At 64.5% G+C, this 21,381-nt stretch carries 16 protein-coding genes; 7 read left to right on the top strand and 9 right to left on the bottom strand.

What is annotated here, in order from left to right:
- Positions 1-258: 258 nt before the first annotated feature.
- Positions 259-969 carry a FadR/GntR family transcriptional regulator gene (locus Q6A48_RS19600; protein WP_304555886.1) on the bottom strand — a complete coding sequence of 237 codons (711 nt, stop codon included), beginning with the start codon at positions 967-969 and terminating at the stop codon, positions 259-261.
- 337 nt (positions 970-1,306) lie between these two features.
- On the opposite strand from Q6A48_RS19600, the gene Q6A48_RS19595 reads away from it, so the two are divergent.
- Both Q6A48_RS19595 and gudD read left to right on the top strand, forming a co-directional pair.
- Positions 1,307-2,653: an MFS transporter gene (locus Q6A48_RS19595; RefSeq protein ID WP_304555885.1), complete on the top strand. Its 1,347-nt coding sequence runs from the start codon at positions 1,307-1,309 to the stop codon at positions 2,651-2,653.
- A 16-nt stretch (positions 2,654-2,669) separates the two neighbouring features.
- Positions 2,670-4,013, top strand: a complete 1,344-nt coding sequence (gene gudD / locus Q6A48_RS19590; protein ID WP_304555884.1) for a glucarate dehydratase — start codon at positions 2,670-2,672, stop codon at positions 4,011-4,013.
- 177 nt (positions 4,014-4,190) lie between these two features.
- Here the strand turns inward: gudD and glgB are convergent, their stop codons facing one another.
- The 3 genes from glgB to Q6A48_RS19575 all read right to left on the bottom strand — a co-directional run bounded on the left by glgB (position 4,191) and on the right by Q6A48_RS19575 (position 12,017).
- Entirely contained in the window at positions 4,191-6,422 is a 2,232-nt protein-coding gene (glgB, locus tag Q6A48_RS19585; RefSeq protein WP_304555883.1) for a 1,4-alpha-glucan branching protein GlgB, read from the bottom strand.
- 11 nt (positions 6,423-6,433) lie between these two features.
- Complete coding sequence (treS, locus tag Q6A48_RS19580) at positions 6,434-9,778, bottom strand: maltose alpha-D-glucosyltransferase (protein WP_304555882.1); 3,345 nt, start codon at positions 9,776-9,778, stop codon at positions 6,434-6,436.
- Between the two features lie 241 nt (positions 9,779-10,019).
- Positions 10,020-12,017: an alpha-1,4-glucan--maltose-1-phosphate maltosyltransferase gene (locus tag Q6A48_RS19575; RefSeq protein WP_304555881.1), complete on the bottom strand. Its 1,998-nt coding sequence runs from the start codon at positions 12,015-12,017 to the stop codon at positions 10,020-10,022.
- Between the two features lie 211 nt (positions 12,018-12,228).
- On the opposite strand from Q6A48_RS19575, the gene Q6A48_RS19570 reads away from it, so the two are divergent.
- Positions 12,229-12,399: a hypothetical protein gene (locus Q6A48_RS19570; RefSeq protein WP_304555880.1), complete on the top strand. Its 171-nt coding sequence runs from the start codon at positions 12,229-12,231 to the stop codon at positions 12,397-12,399.
- Between the two features lie 69 nt (positions 12,400-12,468).
- Here Q6A48_RS19570 and Q6A48_RS19565 read toward each other — a convergent pair whose 3' ends face one another.
- A complete protein-coding gene (locus Q6A48_RS19565; RefSeq protein WP_304555879.1) occupies positions 12,469-12,969 on the bottom strand; it encodes an MgtC/SapB family protein in 501 nt (166 codons plus the stop codon).
- A gap of 135 nt (positions 12,970-13,104) precedes the next feature.
- Between Q6A48_RS19565 and Q6A48_RS19560 the strand changes: the two genes are divergently transcribed.
- The 3 genes from Q6A48_RS19560 (at position 13,105) to mapR (ending at position 16,440) form a co-directional block, all read left to right on the top strand.
- Positions 13,105-13,341, top strand: a complete 237-nt coding sequence (locus Q6A48_RS19560) for a DUF3203 family protein (RefSeq protein ID WP_304555877.1) — start codon at positions 13,105-13,107, stop codon at positions 13,339-13,341.
- A 213-nt stretch (positions 13,342-13,554) separates the two neighbouring features.
- Positions 13,555-14,967 carry a cytochrome c oxidase accessory protein CcoG gene (gene ccoG / locus Q6A48_RS19555; RefSeq protein ID WP_304555876.1) on the top strand — a complete coding sequence of 471 codons (1,413 nt, stop codon included), beginning with the start codon at positions 13,555-13,557 and terminating at the stop codon, positions 14,965-14,967.
- A gap of 63 nt (positions 14,968-15,030) precedes the next feature.
- Complete coding sequence (mapR, locus tag Q6A48_RS19550) at positions 15,031-16,440, top strand: GntR family transcriptional regulator MpaR (protein ID WP_304555889.1); 1,410 nt, start codon at positions 15,031-15,033, stop codon at positions 16,438-16,440.
- A 64-nt stretch (positions 16,441-16,504) separates the two neighbouring features.
- Here the strand turns inward: mapR and Q6A48_RS19545 are convergent, their stop codons facing one another.
- The gene (locus Q6A48_RS19545; protein WP_304555875.1) at positions 16,505-17,251 is read right to left on the bottom strand and encodes an SDR family oxidoreductase; all 747 of its coding nucleotides are present in this window, start codon (positions 17,249-17,251) and stop codon (positions 16,505-16,507) included.
- A 77-nt stretch (positions 17,252-17,328) separates the two neighbouring features.
- Positions 17,329-18,207, bottom strand: a complete 879-nt coding sequence (locus Q6A48_RS19540; protein ID WP_304555874.1) for a Dyp-type peroxidase — start codon at positions 18,205-18,207, stop codon at positions 17,329-17,331.
- A 239-nt stretch (positions 18,208-18,446) separates the two neighbouring features.
- Between Q6A48_RS19540 and ampC the strand changes: the two genes are divergently transcribed.
- Positions 18,447-19,595 (top strand): class C beta-lactamase, encoded by a 1,149-nt coding sequence (ampC, locus tag Q6A48_RS19535; protein WP_304555873.1) that lies wholly within the window; start codon positions 18,447-18,449, stop codon positions 19,593-19,595.
- 178 nt (positions 19,596-19,773) lie between these two features.
- On the opposite strand, the gene Q6A48_RS19530 is transcribed toward ampC, so the two are convergent.
- Positions 19,774-20,322, bottom strand: a complete 549-nt coding sequence (locus tag Q6A48_RS19530; protein ID WP_304555872.1) for a DUF4174 domain-containing protein — start codon at positions 20,320-20,322, stop codon at positions 19,774-19,776.
- A gap of 186 nt (positions 20,323-20,508) precedes the next feature.
- Complete coding sequence (locus tag Q6A48_RS19525; RefSeq protein ID WP_304555871.1) at positions 20,509-21,294, bottom strand: sulfite exporter TauE/SafE family protein; 786 nt, start codon at positions 21,292-21,294, stop codon at positions 20,509-20,511.
- Positions 21,295-21,381 lie beyond the last annotated feature (87 nt).

Here is a 21,381-nt window from a genome sequence, read left to right as displayed (position 1 = left end):
GCCATCGCGGGCAAGCCTTGCTCCCACATGACTGTTTGGGTGTTCTTAAACCATCGCTCACCACAAATTCCTGTGGGAGCTGAGCTTGCTCGCGATGGCGGTGGGTCAGCTTGTATTGATGCTGGATGTGCCAATGCCATCGCGGGCAAGCCTTGCTCCCACATGACTGTTTGGGTGTTCTTAAACCATCGCTCACCACAAATTCCTGTGGGAGCTGAGCTTGCTCGCGATGGCGGTGGCCAAGGCAACGATGAACCCTCAGGAACCCGCGCCGAACCGGTCGCGGCTGTTGGTCAGGTGCAGCCACATGGCGGCGCGGGCGGCGTCGGGGTCCTGGCGCTTGATGGCGTTGAAGATCGCTTCGTGTTCCAGGCTGGCCAATTGCGCCAGCTTGCCCAGGTCTGCCTGGCCGCGCTCGATCACGTTCACCCGGGTCCTGGGGATCATCGCGCTGCCCAGGTGTTGCATGATCTCGACGAAACAGGTGTTGTCCGTGGCTTCGGCGATCAGCAGGTGAAAACGCCGGTCGGCTTCGACGCAGCTGTCATTGTTGCTGGACAAGCGCTGGTAGTCGTCCAGCGCCTGGCGCATCTGTCGCAGTTGCTCTTCGCTGCGGCGCTGGGCGGCCAGGGCCGCTGCCTGGGTTTCCAGGCCCAGGCGCAGTTCGAGGATGCCCCGCACCCCCGCTGCCGTGTCGACATTGAGCCGCAGCCCGGGCTCGCCGGTTGGCTCCAGCACAAACGTCCCGATACCGTGGCGGGTTTCCACCAGCCCCGAGGCCTGCAACTTGGAAATCGCCTCGCGCACCACCGTGCGACTGACCCCATGCTCGCGCACGATCGCCCCCTCGGACGGCAACTTCTCCCCCGGTTTCCATTGCCCCAGCAGGATGCGCTGGCTCAGCTTCGCCACCAGGTCGTGGGCCAGGCCATGGGTGCGCTTGCGCAGGGGGGCTTCGGTGTCTTGCATCGCCAGGGGTTCCTCGAATACAGGCTGAGTGATCCTACCACCAGTGGGTGGCAAAGGGTTCGGCAGTGCCCAATCAACTTGTATGACAACACATTGATATAACGAATATTCCGCAGAAAAAAAGTGCCACGCCCCCATCATTCGGTCCGCTCAACTGCCGTGTAGCGACACCTCATACATTCAGAAAGCCCAATAATCACGGCCTATAAGGCCACCTACCCCCACCTCAAACCTCATCAAAAACCCCTTGCCAGCTAAAAAATTCAAGTTGTATGATGTCTATCAACATCGGCACCTGCACGATGCCCGCATAAAAATAACGAGTGGGAGAAAACCAGTGAACACATCCAGCCCCCGGGCGAACGCCGGTGCGGATCCGGTGCTGCTCTCGGCCATCGCCAAGGTCAAGCGCCACATCCTGCCGCTGTTCGTCATCATGTTCATCGTCAACTACATCGACCGGGTGAACATCGGCTTCGTCCGCGCCCACATGGAGCACGACCTGGGCATCGGCGCCGCGGCCTACGGCTTTGGTGCCGGCCTGTTCTTCATCGGCTACGCGCTGTTCGAAGTCCCTTCCAACATCCTGCTGCAACGCATCGGCGCCCGCATCTGGCTGACCCGCATCATGCTCACCTGGGGCCTGGTGGCCGCCGGCATGGCGTTCATCCAGAACGAAACCCACTTCTACATCCTGCGTTTTTTGCTCGGTGTCGCCGAAGCCGGCTTCTTCCCCGGAGTGATCTACTACTTCACCCGCTGGTTGCCGGGTGCCGAACGCGGCAAGGCCATCGCCATCTTCCTCAGCGGCTCGGCCATTGCATCGCTGATCTCCGGCCCGCTGTCGGGGTTGCTGCTGCAAATCAACGGCCTGGGCCTGCACGGCTGGCAGTGGATGTACTTCATCGAAGGGATGTTCTCGGTCGGCCTGTGCGCCTTCGTCTGGTTCTGGCTGGACGCCAAGCCCCACGACGCCAAATGGCTGGAACGCGCGGAGCAGGACGCCCTGGTGAAGGCCATCGACGATGAGCAACGGGCCCGCGAGGCCGCCACGCCGATCAAGCTGTCCATCGGCCAATTGCTCAAGGACCGCCAGATCATCCTGTTCTGCCTGATCTACTTCTTCATCCAGCTGACGATCTACGCCGCCACGTTCTGGCTGCCGAGCATCATCAAGAAAATGGGCGACCTGAGCGACCTTCAGGTCGGGCTGTTCAACTCGATCCCCTGGCTGCTGTCGATCGTCGGCATGTACGCCTTCGCCTCGCTGTCGGCCAAGTGGAGATTCCAGCAGGCCTGGGTCGCCGCCGCGCTGTTGATCGCCGCGGCCGGGATGTTCATGTCCACCACCGGCGGGCCAGTGTTCGCCTTCGTCGCCATCTGCTTCGCGGCCCTGGGTTTCAAGTCGGCTTCGTCGCTGTTCTGGCCAATCCCCCAGGCTTACCTGGACGCCCGGATCGCCGCCGGGGTGATCGCCCTGATCAACTCCGTGGGCAACCTCGGCGGCTTCGTCGCGCCGACCACGTTCGGCCTGCTGGAGCAACACACCGGCTCGATCCAGGGCGGCCTCTACGGCCTGGCGACCACCTCGATCGTCGCCGCGATCATTGTCTTCGCCGCCCGCAACACGCCCAAGGCCCGCTCGACAACGCCACCCACCCAGCCGGCCACCCGCCACGCCTGACCCAAGGACCCGCACCATGAATGCTCAAGCAGCCAGCAAAGCCCCGATCATCACCCACATGCAAATCGTCCCCGTGGCCGGCCACGATGGCATGCTGCTGAACCTCAGCGGCGCCCACGGCCCGTTCTTCACCCGTAACATCGTCATTCTCCAGGACAACGCCGGCCACACCGGCGTCGGCGAAGTGCCCGGTGGCGAGCGCATTCGCCAGACCCTCGAAGACGCCCGCTCGCTGGTGGTCGGCAGCCCCATCGGCACGTACCAGAAGATCCTCAACACCGTGCGCCATGCATTCGCCGACCGCGATGCCGGTGGCCGCGGCCTGCAGACCTTCGACCTGCGCATCACCATCCACGCGGTGACCGGCCTGGAAGCCGCCTTGCTGGACCTGCTCGGCCAACACCTGGACGTGCCGGTGGCGGCATTGCTCGGCGAAGGCCAGCAGCGCGACGAAGTGAAGATGCTCGGCTATCTGTTCTACGTCGGCGACCGCCGGCAGACCGACCTGCCCTACCGCAGCGAACCGGATGCCGACATCGACTGGTTCCGCGTGCGCCACGAAAAGGCCCTGGACGCCGACGCCGTGGTCCGCCTGGCCGAAGCGGCGCATGCCCACTATGGCTTCCAGGACTTCAAGCTCAAGGGTGGCGTGCTCAAGGGTGATGAAGAAATCGAAGCGGTCACGGCCCTGGCCGAGCGCTTTCCCCAGGCGCGCATCACCCTGGACCCGAACGGCGCCTGGTCACTGAAGGAAGCGATCCGCCTGTGCCGCGACCAGCACAAGGTCCTGGCGTATGCCGAAGACCCTTGCGGCGCCGAGCATGGCTACTCCGGCCGCGAGGTCATGGCCGAGTTCCGCCGCGCCACGGGCCTGAAGACCGCCACCAACATGATCGCCACCGACTGGCGCGAGATGGGCCACGCCATCACCTTGCAGTCCGTGGACATCCCCCTGGCCGACCCGCATTTCTGGACCATGCAGGGATCGGTACGGGTGGCGCAGATGTGCAACGAATGGGGCCTGACCTGGGGCTCGCACTCCAATAATCACTTCGACATTTCCCTGGCCATGTTCACCCATGTGGCCGCCGCCGCGCCGGGCGACATCACCGCCATCGACACCCACTGGATCTGGCAGGACGGCCAACGGCTGACCAAGGCGCCCTTGCAGATCCACGGCGGCTGCGTGCAGGTGCCGAAGAGGCCGGGGCTGGGGGTCGAGCTGGACATGGATCAGCTGGCCAAGGCCCATGAGCTGTACAAGGGCATGGGCCTGGGGGCGCGGGACGATGCAGTGGCGATGCAGTACTTGATTCCGGGCTGGACGTTCGACAACAAGCAGCCGTGCCTGGTGCGCTGAAGCCATCCAGGCCTCTTGTGGCGAGGGGATTTATCCCCGCTGGGCTGCGCAGCGGCCCCTTTTGGCAGTCAACTCAATAGACTTGAACATCGAGTTGCCAGCCTTAGGGTCGCTTCGCGCCCCAGCGGGGATAAATCCCCTCGCCACCGTCATCGCTCCCCTGCCACTGCTGTCGTGCTAACCCTCCGGCCGCAGGATCAACACCGCCAATGGCGGCAGGTTGAGTTCCAGCGACAGCGCCTGGCCATGGCTGGGCACTGCTTCGGTGGACGCGCCGCCACCGTTGCCGTAGTTGGAACCGGCATAGGTATCGGCGTCACTGTTGAGCAATTCCACCCAACGCCCGGCGAACGGCACGCCGACCCGGTAGGCCTCGCGCGGCACCGGGGTGAAGTTGGCGACCACCAGCACCGGCCGCCCGTCCTTGCTCCAGCGCAGCCACGCATAGACGCTGTTCATCGCGTCGTCGCCAATCAGCCATTGGAAGCCTTGGGGCGCATCGTCCTGGTCGTGCAGGGCCGGTTCCTCGCGGTACAGCCGGTTCAAATCCTTGACCAGTTGCTGGACCCCACGGTGCTCGGGGTATTGCAACAGGTACCAGTCCAGTTGCTGATCGTGGTTCCATTCGCGCCACTGGCCGAACTCGCAGCCCATGAACAACAGTTTCTTGCCCGGATGCCCCCACATGAAGCTGAGGTAGGCACGCAGGTTGGCGAACTTCTGCCAGCGATCACCCGGCATCTTGTCGATCAGCGAACGCTTGCCGTGGACCACTTCGTCGTGGGAGATCGGCAGGACGAATCGTTCCGACCAGGCATACACCAGGCCAAAGCTCAGCTCGTTGTGATGATGGGCGCGGTACACCGGGTCCTGCTGGATGTAGTGCAGCGAATCGTGCATCCAGCCCATGTTCCACTTGTAGGAAAAGCCCAGGCCACCCTGCTGCGTGCTCTGGCTGACGCCCGGCCACGCGGTGGACTCCTCGGCGATGACCAGCGCACCCGGCGCCTCCAGCGCCACCACGTCGTTGAGGTGACGCAGGAAGTCGATGGCCTCCAGGTTCTCGCGGCCACCATGACGGTTGGGCACCCACTCGCCGGCCTTGCGCGAATAGTCGCGATAGAGCATCGAGGCAACGGCGTCGACGCGCAGGCCGTCGACGTGGAAATGCTTGAGCCAGTGCAACGCCGAGGCCAGCATGAAGCCGTGGACCTCGGTGCGCCCGAGGTTGTAGATCAGGGTGTCCCAGTCCTGGTGGAAACCTTCCAGCGGGTTGCCATATTCGTACAGCGCCGTGCCGTCGAACTGGGCCAGGCCATGGGTGTCGGTGGGGAAATGCGCCGGCACCCAGTCGAGGATCACGCCGATGTCGGCCTGGTGACAGGCGTTGACGAATGCGGCGAAATCATCCGGTGAGCCGAAACGCGCGGTCGGCGCGAACTGCGACAGCGGCTGGTAGCCCCAGGACCCGCCGAAGGGGTGTTCCATGATCGGCATCAGCTCGATGTGGGTGAAGCCCAGGTCCTTCACGTAGGGCACCAGGCGCTCGGCCATTTCGTGCCAGTTGTATTGCCGGGCAACCTCCCCCGCCTCGTCGGTCTCGCATTGCCAGGAACCGGCGTGCAGCTCATAGATCGACAGCGGGGCACCCGGCAATTGCCGTTCGCCACGGCGTTGCATCCAGTCGTCGTCCTGCCACTGAATCTTCAGCGGCGAAGCGACTTTCGAGGCGGTGTCGGGCGGCATCCGGGTCGCCAGCGCCACGGGGTCGGCCTTGAGGGGCAGGATGCCGTGGGCACCGAGGATTTCATACTTGTAGGCTTCGCCCGCGCCCAGCCGGGGGATGAACAGCTCCCACACGCCGGACGGATAACGAATGCGCATCGGATGCCGGCGCCCGTCCCAGACGTTGAAATCCCCCACCACCGAGACCCGCCGGGCATTCGGCGCCCACACGGCGAAACGCACGCCGTCGACGCCGTCGACCGTGGTCAATTGCGCGCCCAGGCAGGAACTCAGGTCACGGTGATTGCCCTCGGCGAACAGGTAAAGGTCCATGTCTCCGAGCAAGGCGCCAAAGCTGTAGGGGTCTTCGGCCACCTGCTCACCGCCGGCCCAGCGCGTGCGCAGCAGGTAGGCCTGGGCTCGGTCGAAGTGCCCGACGAACAACCCGGGGGTTTCGGTCTGTTGCAGTTCCCCCAGCTCCTCGCCGCCGTCGCGGGCGAGCACATGCACGCTCAGCGCACCCGGCAGGTAGGCGCGAATGAACTGCCCGCCGGCACCGTCGCCGTGGGGGCCGAGGATGGAAAACGGGTCGTGGTGTTCGGCACGCACCAGCGCGTCGATGTCCTTGACCGATGGCAGCAAGGCGGCCTTGGGCTGCCCTTGTTCTTTGTTCGAGACGCTCATGATTCTCTCCACTAAATCGGTCCGGCTAAATCGGAAAAGGGTTCCAGCCCACTCAACAACCCGTACAGGCCGTGCAACGGCACGGGCAGCCAGGCGGGGCGATTCTCGGCTTCATAGGCCACTTCATAGGCCGCCTTCTCCAGGCCGAACAACGCCAGTGCGGCGTCTTCGCCTTCAGCATCCTTCCATTCATGGGCAAGACTAGCTGCCGCCAGCCGGTATGCCTCGACAAATGCCTGACGCGCCTCTTTCAGGTAACGATCGGCCACCCGCTGCCGGGCCGCGTCGGCATCGGCCGTACTGTCGACCGTGTGCAAGTGGATCGCCATCGCCGCCGCGTAATCGAACGAACGCAGGACACCGCTGACGTCCTTGTACGGGCTGTGCTTGCCCCGGCGCTCATGCAACGGCCGCGCCGGCTCGCCTTCGAAGTCGATCAGGTAGGCGTCGCCCTTGATCACCAGCACCTGCCCCAAGTGCAAGTCGCCATGCACGCGGATGCGCAGGCCACCGACTGCCTTGCCGGCCAATGCCTGGACATGGGCCAGGACGGTTTTGCGGTGTTCCAGCAAGCGTGCGACCATGGCCTGGTCGGCCGGGTTCAATTGGCCCTGGTTCTGCTTGAGCAGGCGCAGGGCGTTTTCCACCTGGGCGGCGACATCCTTGCCGATGGCCTGGGCGTCCTTGGCGGTGGTGACCTGCGCGGTGAAGTCAGGGTCGTCGGTCGGCTGGGCCAGCACCTGGTGCATTTCCCCCAGGCGTTGGCCGAGCATGCCGGCGAAATCCTTCAACTCGCCGAGGGCGTTGTAGTGCTGCTCCTGCTCGGAGACCGCGTCCGCCAGCTCGTCCCGTAGCGCGCGCTCGAGGTTGTTCTGGGTCCATTCCCACGCGTCGCCCTGGTTGCTCAGGTAACCCTGGGCAATCATCAGCAGCGCGTCTTCGCCCGCAGCGTCGCGCCGCACCACCGAGCCCAGCAGCGGCGAGATATTGCTGAAGCCCGCAGCGGTCAGATAGGCGCTCATTTCCAGTTCCGGGTGGACACCCGAGGCGACCTTGCGAATCAGCTTGAGGACCAGGCTGCCGCCGACCACCACCGAGCTGTTGGATTGCTCGGCGGACAGGTAGCGCACTTCCGGCTCATTGCCCAGGTTCAACGCGGCCAGGCCTTCGGTGGGTTCGAAACGCAACTCGCCGTCGGCGCACGGCAACACGGTGCCGGCCTGGATGTTTTGCAGCACCGCCCGGATGAAGCTTTCCAGGGTGAAGGCATCGGTGATCAAGCCGACCTGGCGGACCCGCCGGACCCGCGACAACGCCAGCTGCTGCGGCAATGCCGCGCCCACCTGGTCTTCGGCCAGCAGCCCGAACGGCAATTGATAGCGCAGCGTCTGGCCGCCGCTGGTGACGTCGATTTCACTGAGCAGCACCGGATGCTGCGGGTCGCCGAAGCGCACGCCATAGACGATGTCGACCTTCTCGATGGCGCTGTCCTTGCCCGCGAACCAGCGGCGGTTCTGCAGCCAGCTCGGCAGGATGCTTTGCTCCAGCGTGGTGCGCGACGGCGCTTCGAGCAACTCTTCCAGGCGTTTTTTCAGCACCAGGGTGGTGAAGTCCGGCAGGCTCTGGGCCGGTTCGACGTGCCAGCTCGGCATCTGGTTTTCCGCCGCCAGGGCGAACCAGTAGAACCCGTAGGGGGCCAGGGTCAGCAGGAAATTCAGCTGGCCGATGGGTGGGAAGGCATTACCCCCGAGCATCTCCACCGGCACCATGCCGGCGTAGGCCGACAGGTCCAGCTCGGCCGCCTGGGCGCTGCGCGACACGTTGGCCACGCACAGGATGATTTCGTGCTTGCCGTCGGGGCCGGTGTACTCACGGGTATAGGCCAGGATCCGACGGTTGCTCGGCGACAGCATCTTCAAGGTACCACGGCCGAACGCCTTGGACTGCTTGCGCACCGCCAGCATCCGCCGGGTCCAGTTGAGCAGCGAATGGGGGTCGCCAGCCTGGGTCTCGACGTTGACCGACTGGTAGCCGTACTGCGGGTCCATGATCGGCGGCAGCACCAGGCTGGCCGGGTCGGCGCGGGAGAAGCCGCCGTTGCGGTCGATCGACCACTGCATCGGCGTGCGCACGCCGTCGCGGTCGCCCAGGTAGATGTTGTCGCCCATGCCGATCTCGTCGCCGTAGTACAACGTCGGCGTGCCGGGCATCGACAGCAGCAGGCTATTGAGCAGTTCCACCCGGCGCCGGTCGCGCTCCACCAGGGGCGCCAGGCGTCGGCGGATCCCCAGGTTGATGCGCGCACGGCGGTCAGCCGCGTAGTAGTTCCACAGGTAGTCGCGCTCCTTGTCGGTGACCATCTCCAGGGTCAACTCATCGTGGTTGCGCAGGAAAATCGCCCACTGGCAGTTGGCCGGGATCTCCGGGGTCTGGCGCAGGATGTCGGTGATCGGGAAACGGTCTTCCTGGGCCAGCGCCATGTACATGCGCGGCATCAGCGGGAAGTGGAACGCCATGTGGCACTCGTCGCCGTTCAGGCCCTGGGCGTCGACGTCGCCGAAGTACAGTTGGGTGTCCTCGGGCCACTGGTTGGCTTCGGCCAGCAACATCCGGTCGGGGTAGTTGGCATCGATCTCGGCGCGGATCAATTTCAACACGTCGTGGGTTTCCGGCAGGTTTTCGTTGTTGGTGCCGTCGCGCTCGATCAGGTACGGAATCGCGTCCAGGCGCAGGCCGTCGATGCCCATGTCCAGCCAATAGCGCATCACCGACAGCACGGCCTTGATCACCTGCGGGTTATCGAAGTTGAGGTCCGGCTGGTGGGAGTAGAAACGGTGCCAGAAGTACTGGCCGGCCACCGGGTCCCAGGTCCAGTTGGACTTCTCGGTGTCGAGGAAAATGATCCGCGTGCCATCGTACTTGTGGTCGTCGTCCGACCAGACGTAGAAGTCCCGCGCCTTGGAACCGGGCTTGGCCTTGCGGGCGCGCTGGAACCACGGATGCTGGTCGGACGTATGGTTGATGACCAGTTCGGTGATCACCCGCAGGTTGCGCTTGTGGGCCTCGGCAATGAAGCGCCGCGCATCGGCCATGGTCCCATAGTCCGGGCTCACGCCCCGGTATTCGGCAATGTCGTAGCCATCGTCGCGCCGTGGCGACGGGTAGAACGGCAGCAACCAGATGGTGTTGACGCCCAGGTCGGCGATGTAGTCGAGCTTCTCGATCAGGCCAGGGAAGTCACCGATGCCGTCGTTGTTGGAGTCGAAGTAGGACTTCACGTGGACCTGATAGATCACCGCATCCTTGTACCAGAGCGGGTCGTTGATAAAGGTGGCAGACCGGGGTTTCTTCGCCATTTGCAACTCCTGATGATTCATTAAAGCCGCGGAATACAGGCTTGTGGGTCTTTTTATGGGCCGAGGTCTTTTGTGGCGAGGGGATTTATCCCCGCTGGGCTGCGCAGCAGCCCTAAAGCTTTAAAGCGGCCAACCAGACATATCGGGGTGATCTATTGGGGCTGCTTCGCAGCCCAACGGGGATAAATCCCCTCGCCACAGCAAGCTCGCCACAACAGTTCTCCCTCGACCTTGCACTGCGTCAAGCCACGCTGATGCGCCAGATCCCGAACGGCTGGTACGCCGGGTCGATGCGCATGAACTGGTACTTGCCATACCAGGTCCAGCGATGACCGTTCATCAAATCCTCGCCCTGGGTCTGGGCGTCGTCCGGCAAGCCCATTTCCCACAGCGGCAACTCGAAATTGGCTTCCTGCGGGTTGTGCGGATCCAGGCTCACCGCCACCAGGATGAAATTGCTGCCATCGGGCGTGCGCTTGCCGAAATAGAGGATGTTGTCGTTCCAGGCGTTGTAGATCTTCAATCCCAGGTGCGTGTGCAACGCCGGGTTCTGGCGGCGGATGCGATTGAGCTGGGCAATCTCGGCGATGATGTTGCCCGGCGCGGTGAAGTCCCGGGGACGGATCTCGTATTTCTCCGAATCGAGGTATTCCTCCTTGCCCGGCACCGGCGCCGATTCGCACAATTCGAACCCCGAGTACATGCCCCACAAGCCCGACCCCATGGTCGCCAGGGCCGCACGGATGAGAAAGCCGGCGCGTCCCGAGTGATGGAGGAACGCCGGGTTGATGTCGGGGGTATTGACGAAGAAATTCGGCCGGTAGCATTCGCGCAGCGGCGATTCGTTGAGCTCGGTGAAATAAGCCGCCAGCTCGGCCTTGGTATTGCGCCAGGTGAAATAGGTGTAGCTCTGGGTGTAGCCGACCTTGCCCAGCCGCGCCATCATCGCCGGGGTGGTGAAGGCTTCGGCGAGGAACATCACTTCCGGGTACTGGGCCCGGACATCGGCGATCAACCACTGCCAGAACGGCAGCGGCTTGGTGTGCGGGTTGTCCACGCGAAAGATCTTCACGCCTTCATTGACCCAACCCACCACGATATCCCGCAGTTCCAACCACAGGCTGGGGATCGCATCCGCGGCGTAGAAATCGACGTTGACGATGTCCTGGTACTTCTTCGGCGGGTTCTCGGCGTATTTGATCGTGCCGTCCGGCCGCCAGCTGAACCAGCCCGGATGCTGCTTGAGCCACGGGTGGTCCTGGGAGCACTGGATGGCGAAGTCGAGGGCGATTTCCAGGCCGTGGTCCGCGGCGGCCGCGACCAGCCGGCGGAAATCCTCGCGGGTCCCCAATTGCGGATGGATGGCCTCGTGGCCGCCGTCCTCGCTGCCGATGGCATAGGGGCTGCCCGGGTCCTCGGGGCCGGCGGTGAGGGAGTTGTTCGGTCCCTTGCGGAAGCTGCGGCCGATGGGGTGGATCGGCGGGAAATACAGCACGTCGAAGCCCATGTCCTGGATCATCGACAGGCGCGAATGCACGTCGTTGAAGGTGCCATGGCGCTTGGGATCGTCGGTGATCGAGCGCGGGAACAGCTCGTACCAACTGGCGAACTCGGCCAGCGGGCGCTCGACGTCCAGGTGATACTCGGGGCTGATGCTCAGGTACGGCCGATAGTCCGCCTGGGCCATCAGGTCGGCGCTATGGGGCGCCAGGAACAACGCCACCTGCTCGGCAGGCAACAGGCTCGACAGTTCGTCGTGCAATGCGCTCAATTGGCCACGCAATTCGCCGTCGCTGCGCTCGGCGGCCAGTTTCACGTGGTTGCGCCCTTCCTGCAATTCGAGGGCGATGGGCACGCCGGCGGCGTACTTCTTCTCCAGTTCGTAGCAGAAGCTGGCGTACTGATCGAACCAGGCCTCGATGCAGAACACGTAGCGGCCCTGCTCCGGCACATTGAACTGGCCGCGCCAGCCGTTGTTGCCCAGGTCGGTCATGACCTCGCTGTTCCAGCGTTCCTCCTGCAATGACCGCCAGCGGATGCGCACCGCCAACTTGTCATGGCCGTCGGTGAACACCTTGCTGGTCACCGTCACATCCCGCCCGGCCACGACCTTGGCGGCAAACTGTCCGCCATCGATCGTCGGCATGGTGTTTTCAATCGCAATCCGTGGCAACAACAGGGCCTGGGACAATGGCAGGTGCGGGTTGTACGCCAGGTCAGTCGGCTGTTCAGCAGTCATCGAGCATCGCTCCTTTTACGCCCCATGGACGCGCTTGTGGCGGTAAAGGCCCAACGGGTCCCTGAAAAAACTCACTTAAACTCCGAACCGAATCGACGACCAAAAGTTCAGCAAGATTTGGCCCGCGATGCGCTCGGGATAAAACCCGGCGCGAGGGGGTCAACAACAGTAAGCACGACTCAAGCCATTTGCGTTACGGAGACCCGTCCCGATGAATATCCCGATCCCGGCCGAAACCCCGGACCCCAATATCGACGACCCCACCCTGCCCCCGCCGGGGCCCGATCCGGAGCCGATCCCGGAAAAAGACCCACCGCTCGATCCCCAGCCCCCCGTCGGTGATCCGCCCAGCGAAGTGCCACCGGAGCGCGTTCAAGCGTAGCCTGGTCCCGGTGGGCGCGAGCCTGCTCGCGAGATGCAGCGCCGACCCGCCGGTGCTCCCAAGGGTCGTTCAAGGTTGGTCGTCGCTTTCCAGCGCCCGGACGATCATCGGCATCACACTGAAAATCGCCAACGCCAGCACCGTACTCACCACCGCCGTCGCCTCGCGGCCCAACCCCGCCGCGACGCCGATGGCGGCGGTCATCCACAGGCCCGCGGCGGTGGTCAGGCCTTTGACGTGGCCGACATCGCCCTCGGTGTTCTTCAGGATCGTACCGGCGCCCAGGAAGCCAATGCCGGCGACCACCCCCTGGATGACCCGGCTCATGGCATCGGCCTGGGAGCCGGACAGCTGCGGCACCAACACGAACAGCGCCGCGCCCAGCGCCACGAGCATGTGAGTACGCACGCCAGCGGCCTTGCCCTTGTGCTCGCGCTCGAAGCCCAGGATGCCGCCGAGCAGCGCGGCCATCAGCAGGCGTAGCGTGACCCGGGTCATCTGCTCCACATCGGCGATGTCGGCGAACTCCGCTTGCAGGGTCAGCCAGATTCTCTGCCACCACGATTCCATCAACCATTCTCCTTCCACTCGATAGACGATGGACCGCAAGCGGCGCCAGAGGTGCGCCCGACCGCTGATCCGGCGCAACGAACCCTGCTGGCCGCCAGGCGCCTAATGCACAAGCCACCCAGAAGGAGCGACACCATGACCGTGCACATCGATGACCACCAGACCTGCCACTTCGACACCCCCAATGGCCCGGAGCAGCGCCCGGCGAGCGAACTGACCATTGTCACCGACGCGGAAAAAGCCATGTCGGCGGTCGAGCTCAACGGTGGCCGGGTCTACATCACCGAGGCCGAAGCCGACGCGCTGACGGTGGCCGGGGCGGTCGACGGGCGCCAGAACCTAAAGGCAACCGACAGCGGCTCGGTGGTCTAGCCCACCCGTCTTGCTGCGTGGGAGCACCACTGCTCCCACACAGTGCCTCCCCCTTGAGGCTGTAGTGGGTCTGTTCGCGCCTGCATCAAAGTGTCGCAGGGCTTGGCCCGGAGGGCATCTGATCCGGTTTTTATCGATTCAGCTGAGTCTGTTATGCAAACAGTTCGATGGTCATAGTGCCCCGGCCAGATAACGGCTGATGAGCGACCGACCATGAGCGATAGAATCCCCGTCCAGTTGATACAGACCTTCGAACCTGCGCCGGCGAAGACCAAGGCCAGGACCACCGACAACCTGATCCACACCCGCAGCTTCACCGGCTTGTTCCGCAGCCTGCGCATCAGCGGCGCGGGGGTGCTGTTCCTGCTGTTCTTCGGCACGGTGTGGCTCGACTGGGGCGGTCGCCAGGCCGTGCTCTGGGACCTTTCCGAAAGCAAATTCCATATCTTCGGCGCCACTTTCTGGCCCCAGGATTTCATCCTGCTGTCGGCGCTGCTGATCATCGCCGCCTTCGGCCTGTTCGCGATCACCGTGTTCGCCGGCCGCGTGTGGTGCGGCTACACCTGCCCGCAGAGCTCCTGGACCTGGCTGTTCATGTGGTGCGAGAAGATCACCGAAGGCGAGCGCAACCAGCGGATCAAGCTGCACGCCGCGCCCTGGAGCCTGAACAAGCTCGCGCGCCGCTCGGCCAAGCACACGTTGTGGCTGGCCATCAGCCTGCTCACCGGGTTGACCTTCGTCGGCTACTTCACCCCGATCCGGCCTTTGACCGAAGACTTGCTGACCCTGCAAATAGGCGGCGTCAGCCTGTTCTGGGTGCTGTTCTTCACTGCGGCCACCTACCTCAACGCCGGCTGGCTGCGCGAGGCGGTGTGCATGCACATGTGCCCCTACGCGCGCTTCCAGAGCGTGATGTTCGACAAGGACACCCTGACCATTTCCTATGACGCCGCCCGTGGCGAGATCCGCGGGCCGCGCAAGCGCGAGGTGAAACCGGCCAACATCGGCCTGGGCGACTGCATCGATTGCCAGATGTGCGTGCAGGTCTGCCCCACCGGCATCGACATTCGCGACGGCCTGCAAATGGAATGCATCGGCTGCGCGGCGTGCATCGACGCCTGCGACTCGATCATGGACAAGATGGGCTACGCCCGTGGGCTGATCAAATACACCTCCGAGCGCCAGTTGCAGGGTGGCAAGACGCATCTGCTGCGGCCACGCCTGGTCGGCTACACCGCCGTGCTGCTGGTAATGATCGGCGCCCTGGCGGTGGCGCTGGTGGAGCGGCCGATGGTGTCCCTGGATGTGAGCAAGGACCGCGGCCTGTTCCGCGAGAACAGCCTGGGCCAGATCGAGAACATCTACAGCCTGAAAATCATCAACAAGACCCAGCAGCGCCAGGACTACACCTTGTCCCTCGAGGACGGCGAAGGCTTCACCCTGCAGGGCAAGACGCAATTGAGCCTGGCGGCGGGGGAAATCGTCGATGTACCGGTGTCGGTGGCGATGCTCGACGAACGCCCTCGCAGCGGCTCCCAGGACATGACTTTCAAGGTGACCGACAGCGACGAGCCGCGCATCCAGAGCGTGGCCAAGAGCCGTTTTGTCGCACCGATGAACCGGTGAGGCGATAAGATGCCCGACGCACAGCTCCAGCCTGACCTCGAACCGCTGCACAATGGGCACGCCATGAAACGCTACGAGAAATTCGCCGACGACATCGCTGAACTGATCCGCTCCGGCATGCTCGGGCCGGGCCAGCGGGTGCCGTCGGTGCGCTACGCCAGCCAGACCTATGGCGTCAGCCCCTCCACGGTGTTCCAGGCCTATTACCTGCTGGAGCGACGCGGGCTGATCCGGGCCCGGCCGCGCTCGGGCTACTTCGTCAATGCCCATGCACCGACGCCGTTCTCCGAGCCGGCGGTCAGCAGCCCCGTGCACGAGTCCACCGAAGTCGACGTCAGCGAGCTGGTGTTCTCGGTGCTGGAATCGATCAAGGACCCGGCCACGGTGCCCTTCGGCTCGGCGTTCCCCAGCCCTACCCTGTTTCCGTTGCAGCGGCTGTCGCGCTCGCTGTCCAGCGCCACGCGGGACATGGACCCGCGGGTGGTGGTCACGGACATGTCGCCGGGCAATCCGCAACTGCGCCGGCAAATCGCCCTGCGCTACATGGTCGGCGGGTTGATGCTGCCGATGGAAGAACTGCTGGTGACCAACGGGGCGCTGGAGGCCCTGAACCTGTGCCTGCAAGCCGTGACCGAACCCGGCGACCTGGTGGCGATCGAGGCGCCGGCGTTCTATGCCAGCCTGCAAGTGCTGGAGCGGCTCAAGCTCAAGGCCGTGGAAATCCCCGTGCACCCGCGCGACGGCATCGACCTGGAGGTGCTCGCGCAGACGCTGGAGCGCCATCCGATCAAGGCCTGCTGGTGCATGACCAGTTTCCAGAACCCCATGGGCGCGACCCTGCCCGAGGCCCGCAAGCAGGCGCTGGTCGAGCTGTTGCGCCAGCACCAGGTGCCCCTGATCGAAGACGACGTGTACGCCGAGCTCTATTACGGCCAGCAGGCCCCCAAGCCTGCCAAGGCATTCGACACCGAGGGCTTGGTGATGCATTGCGGCTCGTTCGCCAAGAGCCTCGCGCCGGGCTATCGCATCGGCTGGGTCGCCGCCGGGCGCTATGCGCAGAAGATCGAGCGGCTCAAGCTCATGACTTCACTGTGCGCCTCGATGCCGGCCCAGGCGGCCATCGCCGACTACCTGCAACACGGCGGCTACGACCGCCACCTGCGCAAGCTGCGTTACGCCCTGGAAGAACAGCAAGGCGCGATGCGCGCCGCCATCGCCCGTTATTTCCCGCCCCAGACCCGCGTCAGCCAGCCGGCCGGCGGCTACTTCCTGTGGCTGGAGCTTCCCGAGCAGATGGATTCGCTGAAACTGTTCCAGATGGCCCTGGCCCAGGGCATCAGCATCGCGCCGGGGCCGATCTTCTCGCCGACCCGGCGGTTCAGGAACTGCATCCGCCTGAACTATGGCAGCCCGTGGACCGAGGCCTCGGAAAAGGCCATGGAGACGTTGGGACGGATTATCCGCTCGTTCTGAGGCAAAGGTGGGTTGGGCGCTTCGCGAGCCGGCTCGCGAAACCGCCGGGCCAGACACCCGGACCTCAGCGCCCGCCACCCAGGTCCACGAACGTCCCGGTGGCATACGAGGCCTTGTCCGACAGCAGCCAGATGATCGCTTCGGCCACTTCATCCGGCCGCCCGCCCCGGGCCATGGGGATCGCCGACTCGAGCTTGCTGACCCGGTCCGGGTCGCCACTGAGGGCATGGAAGTCGGTGTAGATATAGCCCGGGCGCACCGCATTCACGCGAATGCCTTCGCCGGCCACTTCCTTGGACAGGCCGAGGGTGAAGGTGTCCAGCGCGCCCTTGGAAGCCGCGTAGTCGACATACTCGTTGGGCGAGCCGAGACGCGCGGCCACCGACGAGACATTGACGATGCTGCCGCCCTGCCCGCCATGCCGGGGCGACATGCGCAGCACCGCGTGCTTGGCGCAGAGGATCGGCCCCAGTACGTTGGTGCGCATGACCTTGAGGATGCGGAACTCGGACATTTCGTCGAGACGGGCCTTCTGGGCGACGGTGCCGGCGTTGTTCACCAGGGCGGTGACCCGGCCCAACTCGGCATCCACGCGGTCGAACAGCGCGATCACTTCGTCCTCGATGCTCACATCGGCCCGCACGGCAATGGCCTGCGCGCCCTTGCCCCGAACCTGAGCGAGCACCTCCTGGGCGGCGTTTTCATCGGACTGGTAATTGATGCAGATCCGATAGCCCAGCTCGGCAGCCAGCAGCGCCGTGGCAGCCCCGATCCCGCGACCGCCCCCCGTGATGACGATGACTTTATCCACGCTTGTTTCTCCCGTTCACGGATAGAGGTCCGGGCCAAGGATAGCGTTCACCCCGCGCCTTGCACAAACCGTTGCGCTTAGCGCGCCAGGGCACGCAGGTCCAGGCGCCCGTCGAGCAACGGCGGGCACCAGTAGTAGCCGCCGGTGATCGGCCGGCTCATCCGATACAGGCCGTCGGTGATGCCGTCTTCCAGGCCACTCATGCGGCGCAATTGCGCCTCGAAGGCGTCGAGGGAAAACCCGAACGCCAGGAACATCAGGCCCGCGCGGTCGCCTTCGATCCAGGGCATGGACCGGCGCACGACGAAGGCCTCGGGGGCGAAGCTCTCCTGGGCGGTGCGCTTGACGTGGGCCGATTCCGGTGCCTCGTCGATTTCCTCGTTGTCGCTCAAGCGCCGGCCCATGATGTTGTCGCGCTCGCCAGGGGACATCGCGGCGAACCCATCCAGGTCATGCTGCCACTGCTGGATCGCGGCGAAACTGCCGCCGCGCAAGCCGTCCGTGCCCTGGGCCAGGGCGGCAGCGACGGCCGCTTCGTCATGGGGGTTTTCGGTCCCGTCTTCGTAACCCGTGAGGTCATGGCCGGTCATGTGGCGGAAGGTTTCGTTCATCTGCACCAGGCGCAGCGCCGGCGCCAGGGCCGCCTCGACGGCGCGGCTGCGGTGCAGCAGTTCGCCGCGGTCTTCGCCGTGCAGCCAGCACCACAGCGCGTGCTGGGTGGAGGGGTTGTCGACGCCCACCCCGGCCAGCGCGGGAAAGGCCCGCAGGCCTTCGACCTGGGCACCGAGGGCCTGGACCAGCGATTCGCCAAGGCCGATCACGGCGCGGCCATCGAGCAGCGACACGAGCTTGTCCAGCGCAGCCGGCAGCGCCTCGACCGATTCCAGGGCAAAAAACAGATGACGGGCCTGAGGCGGAACAGGGGTGGCGAGAATGCCGGGCTGGTAGTAACTCATGGGAACTCCTTTAGAAAGAGCGCAAGTTTACCCGGCGGCCATGAATTTGTGTGCTCGCCATGCACGACCAACGGCCGGCCTGCGCAACGATTTCGTAGGATCTTTCCGTCGCCCGCGCCAGACAACTCGGAACCGTGCCCGGCAGTGCCCGGCAACCAATTGCCGGGTGACGGAAAACGGCCTAGATTGACGCCCCTGCGGTGCATCCCAGGCATCGAACATCAAGGAGACGATCCGACATGCCCATGGCCAGATCAACCCTCGCCGGCGCGTTGCTGCTGCTTTGCGCGGCCACCCCGGGCTTCGCCCAGGACGCCATCGAACAGACGGTCAACGCCGCTATCCAGCCGTTGCTGCAGCAGCAGGACATCGCCGGCATGGCCGTGGCGATCACCGTGGACGGCCAACGACACTTCTTCAATTACGGCGTGGCCTCCAGGGAAACCCGGCAGGCCGTCACCGATCAGACCCTGTTCGAAATCGGCTCGGTGAGCAAGACCTTCACCGCGACCCTGGGCGCCTATGCCCTGGCCCAGGGCAAGCTGTCGCTGTCGGACCCCGCCAGCCGCTTCGCCCCCGAGCTGCGGGGCAGCGCCTTCGACGGCATCAGCCTGCTCGACCTGGCGACGTATTCCGCTGGTGGCCTGCCGTTGCAGTTTCCCCAGGAAGCGGACCACCCGGACCGGATGTTCAGCTACTACAAGACCTGGAAACCCCTCTACCCGCCCGGCACCCAGCGCCTCTACTCAAACCCCAGCATCGGCCTGTTCGGCTATCTGGCGGCCCGCAGCCTGGGCCAGCCGTTTGACCAGGTCATGGAGCAGACGCTGATGCCGGGGCTGGGCCTCACCCAGAGCTACGTACGGGTGCCGCCAGGCCAGATGGACCGCTATGCCCAAGGCTACGCAAAGGATGGCAAGCCGGTGCGGGTCGGGCCAGGCGCGCTGGACGCGGAGGCCTACGGGGTCAAGACCAGTGCATCGGACCTGATTCGTTTCGTCGAGGCCAACCTGCAACCTGAAAAACTGGACGCGAAGCTGAAGCAAGCCATCTCCACGACGCATACGGGGTTCTACAAGGTTGGCGGGATGCACCAGGGGCTGGGCTGGGAGTTCTACCCCGCCCCGTTCACCTTGGATGACCTGCTCGCTGGCAATACACCGCAGATGGCCCTGACAGCGCAAAAAGTCGAAGCTCTCGACCCGCCGCGCCCAGCGCCGGACGGCGCCTGGGTCAACAAGACCGGTTCCACCAACGGTTTCGGCGCCTATGCGGCGTTCGTGCCTGGAAAGAACCTGGGGATCGTGATGCTTGCCAACAAGAACTACCCGAATGAAGAACGGGTGAAGGCCGCGCATCGGATCCTGATGGCGCTAGATGCTCAATAAAGTACGACGAGTCCCCCTGTGGCGAGGGGATTTATCCCCGCTGGGCTGCGCAGCAGCCCTCCTAAGCTGTCCCCCAATCTGCCTGACACACCGGACTGCCAAAATTCGAGGGGGCCGCTTCGCGCCCCAACGGGGATAAATCCCCTCGCCACAAAAGCGGCCGCGGTGCTATCGGAAATCAATCATCCAGCGGCTTCGGCGCCGCCGCAGGTTTGCCCGCCTTGCCAGGCTTGGCGCCCTTGGCTTCCTTGGCCGGGGCCACTTCGGGCGCAGGCGGTGGAGTCGGGGCGGCGGCCTCTTTTTCCGCAGGCGGCAACTTGTCGACGGCGTCGAAAAGCTCCTTCAGTTCGATGGCCCCGGAATGCTCGAGCTTCTTTTCCCCGTCCTTGCCCACCAGGATGATCTTGGTCTGGGCGCCGGCACCCAACTTGAGCGAACGGATCAGGGACATGGTGCTTTGCGGGTCCAGGTCCTTGCCGTCGCGTTGGCCGATGGTGTTGAGCACGGTGTAGAGCACCATGTTGCGCTCGGCGAAACCTTGCTTGCCGGCCGGCTCATCCAGGGCTTTCTTCAGGCTGCTCCAGGCCGGGTCGACGGTGCTGGGCGCGATGACGATCAGGGGGCGGGCCTTGCCCACCTCCGCCAACAGGGGTGAGTCGCCATCGGCGGCGAACAGCGGGCTGGCGACGGCCAGCAAGGTAGCGAAGGTCAACGACCGAATGAGCATGCGCCTCTCCTTTTGATATCTACGCTGTACTGATTGCCCATGGCGGCAATTGTTCCGCGAGTCGGCCAACACTGCGCCCGCCTGTGTTGAAGCTTAGGCCAGCGGGTTCATTGCGCAACCGGCTACGAGCGGGCCTCACGGCAAGCGTCGGCCAGGGTCCCTGGCGGGAACGGGCCTGGCATGGGCTCAAAAAGCCAGCTTGAACCCGATCATCGCCAGCATCACCGCCAGGCAGGGGCGCAGCAGTTCGTCAGAGATACGTCCGGACAAATGACTGCCCAGGTAGATGCCCGGCAACGACCCGACCAACAGGAAACCGAGGATGTGCCAGTCCATGTTGCCCATGCTCGCATGGCCCAGGCCCGCGACCAGGGTCAGCGGCACCGCGTGGGCGATCTCGGTGCCCACCAGGCGCTTGGTGACCAGGAAGGGATAGAGGATGAACAGCGCGACCGTGCCGAGGGCGCCCGCACCGATGGAGGTCAGCGCAACCATGGTGCCAAGGATCAGGCCGGTGATGACGGTCAGCAGGTTGAGTCGCGAACCGGACGGGTTGTAGTGACCGCCGGCGCGGTCATGGGCGAATTGCAGCAGGCGCTTCTTGAACAGGATCGCCAGGGCGGTGGCGAACAGCACGAAGCCCAGGGCCTGCTTGATCACCGCGTTCATGGCGTCGGGCGAACTGTGCAGGCTGCTGAGGAACCACAGCGTCAAGCCGACCGCCGGCACGCTGCCCAAGGTCAGCCAGCCGGTGATGGCCCAGTCGATGTTGCGGTTCCTGGCATGCACCAGGACCCCGCCCGATTTGGTAATGGCCGCGTACAGCAGGTCGGTGCCCACGGCCGTCGCCGGGTTGATGCCGAACCACAACAGAATGGGCGTCATCAGCGAACCGCCGCCGACCCCAGTCATCCCGACGATGAAACCGACCACCAGGCCCGCTACGACTAAACCGACATTACCGAAATCCATCAAACCCGTCTCAGCGCAACCGCGTGGAAAATCTGGCCGCGAGCATAGCGATTTTTCTTATAACCCCCTATATCGATATGATCTATC

The sequence above is a fragment of the Pseudomonas citrullilanati genome (assembly GCF_030580855.1).
In the GTDB taxonomy this organism is placed as follows: Bacteria; Pseudomonadota; Gammaproteobacteria; order Pseudomonadales; family Pseudomonadaceae; genus Aquipseudomonas; species Aquipseudomonas citrulli.
Note: the sequence above shows the minus strand (reverse complement) of the source record. Positions and strands in the feature narration are given on the sequence as shown.

Coding starts and splice junctions, on each gene's coding strand:
- Q6A48_RS19600 (WP_304555886.1), bottom strand. CDS start 969: ATGCAAGACACCGAAGCCCCCCTGCGCAAGCGCACCCATGGCCTGGCC.
- gudD (WP_304555884.1), top strand. CDS start 2,670: ATGAATGCTCAAGCAGCCAGCAAAGCCCCGATCATCACCCACATGCAA.
- glgB (WP_304555883.1), bottom strand. CDS start 6,422: ATGAGCGTCTCGAACAAAGAACAAGGGCAGCCCAAGGCCGCCTTGCTG.
- treS (WP_304555882.1), bottom strand. CDS start 9,778: ATGGCGAAGAAACCCCGGTCTGCCACCTTTATCAACGACCCGCTCTGG.
- Q6A48_RS19575 (WP_304555881.1), bottom strand. CDS start 12,017: ATGACTGCTGAACAGCCGACTGACCTGGCGTACAACCCGCACCTGCCA.
- Q6A48_RS19570 (WP_304555880.1), top strand. CDS start 12,229: ATGAATATCCCGATCCCGGCCGAAACCCCGGACCCCAATATCGACGAC.
- Q6A48_RS19565 (WP_304555879.1), bottom strand. CDS start 12,969: ATGGAATCGTGGTGGCAGAGAATCTGGCTGACCCTGCAAGCGGAGTTC.
- Q6A48_RS19560 (WP_304555877.1), top strand. CDS start 13,105: ATGACCGTGCACATCGATGACCACCAGACCTGCCACTTCGACACCCCC.
- ccoG (WP_304555876.1), top strand. CDS start 13,555: ATGAGCGATAGAATCCCCGTCCAGTTGATACAGACCTTCGAACCTGCG.
- mapR (WP_304555889.1), top strand. CDS start 15,031: ATGAAACGCTACGAGAAATTCGCCGACGACATCGCTGAACTGATCCGC.
- Q6A48_RS19540 (WP_304555874.1), bottom strand. CDS start 18,207: ATGAGTTACTACCAGCCCGGCATTCTCGCCACCCCTGTTCCGCCTCAG.
- ampC (WP_304555873.1), top strand. CDS start 18,447: ATGCCCATGGCCAGATCAACCCTCGCCGGCGCGTTGCTGCTGCTTTGC.
- Q6A48_RS19530 (WP_304555872.1), bottom strand. CDS start 20,322: ATGCTCATTCGGTCGTTGACCTTCGCTACCTTGCTGGCCGTCGCCAGC.
- Q6A48_RS19525 (WP_304555871.1), bottom strand. CDS start 21,294: ATGGATTTCGGTAATGTCGGTTTAGTCGTAGCGGGCCTGGTGGTCGGT.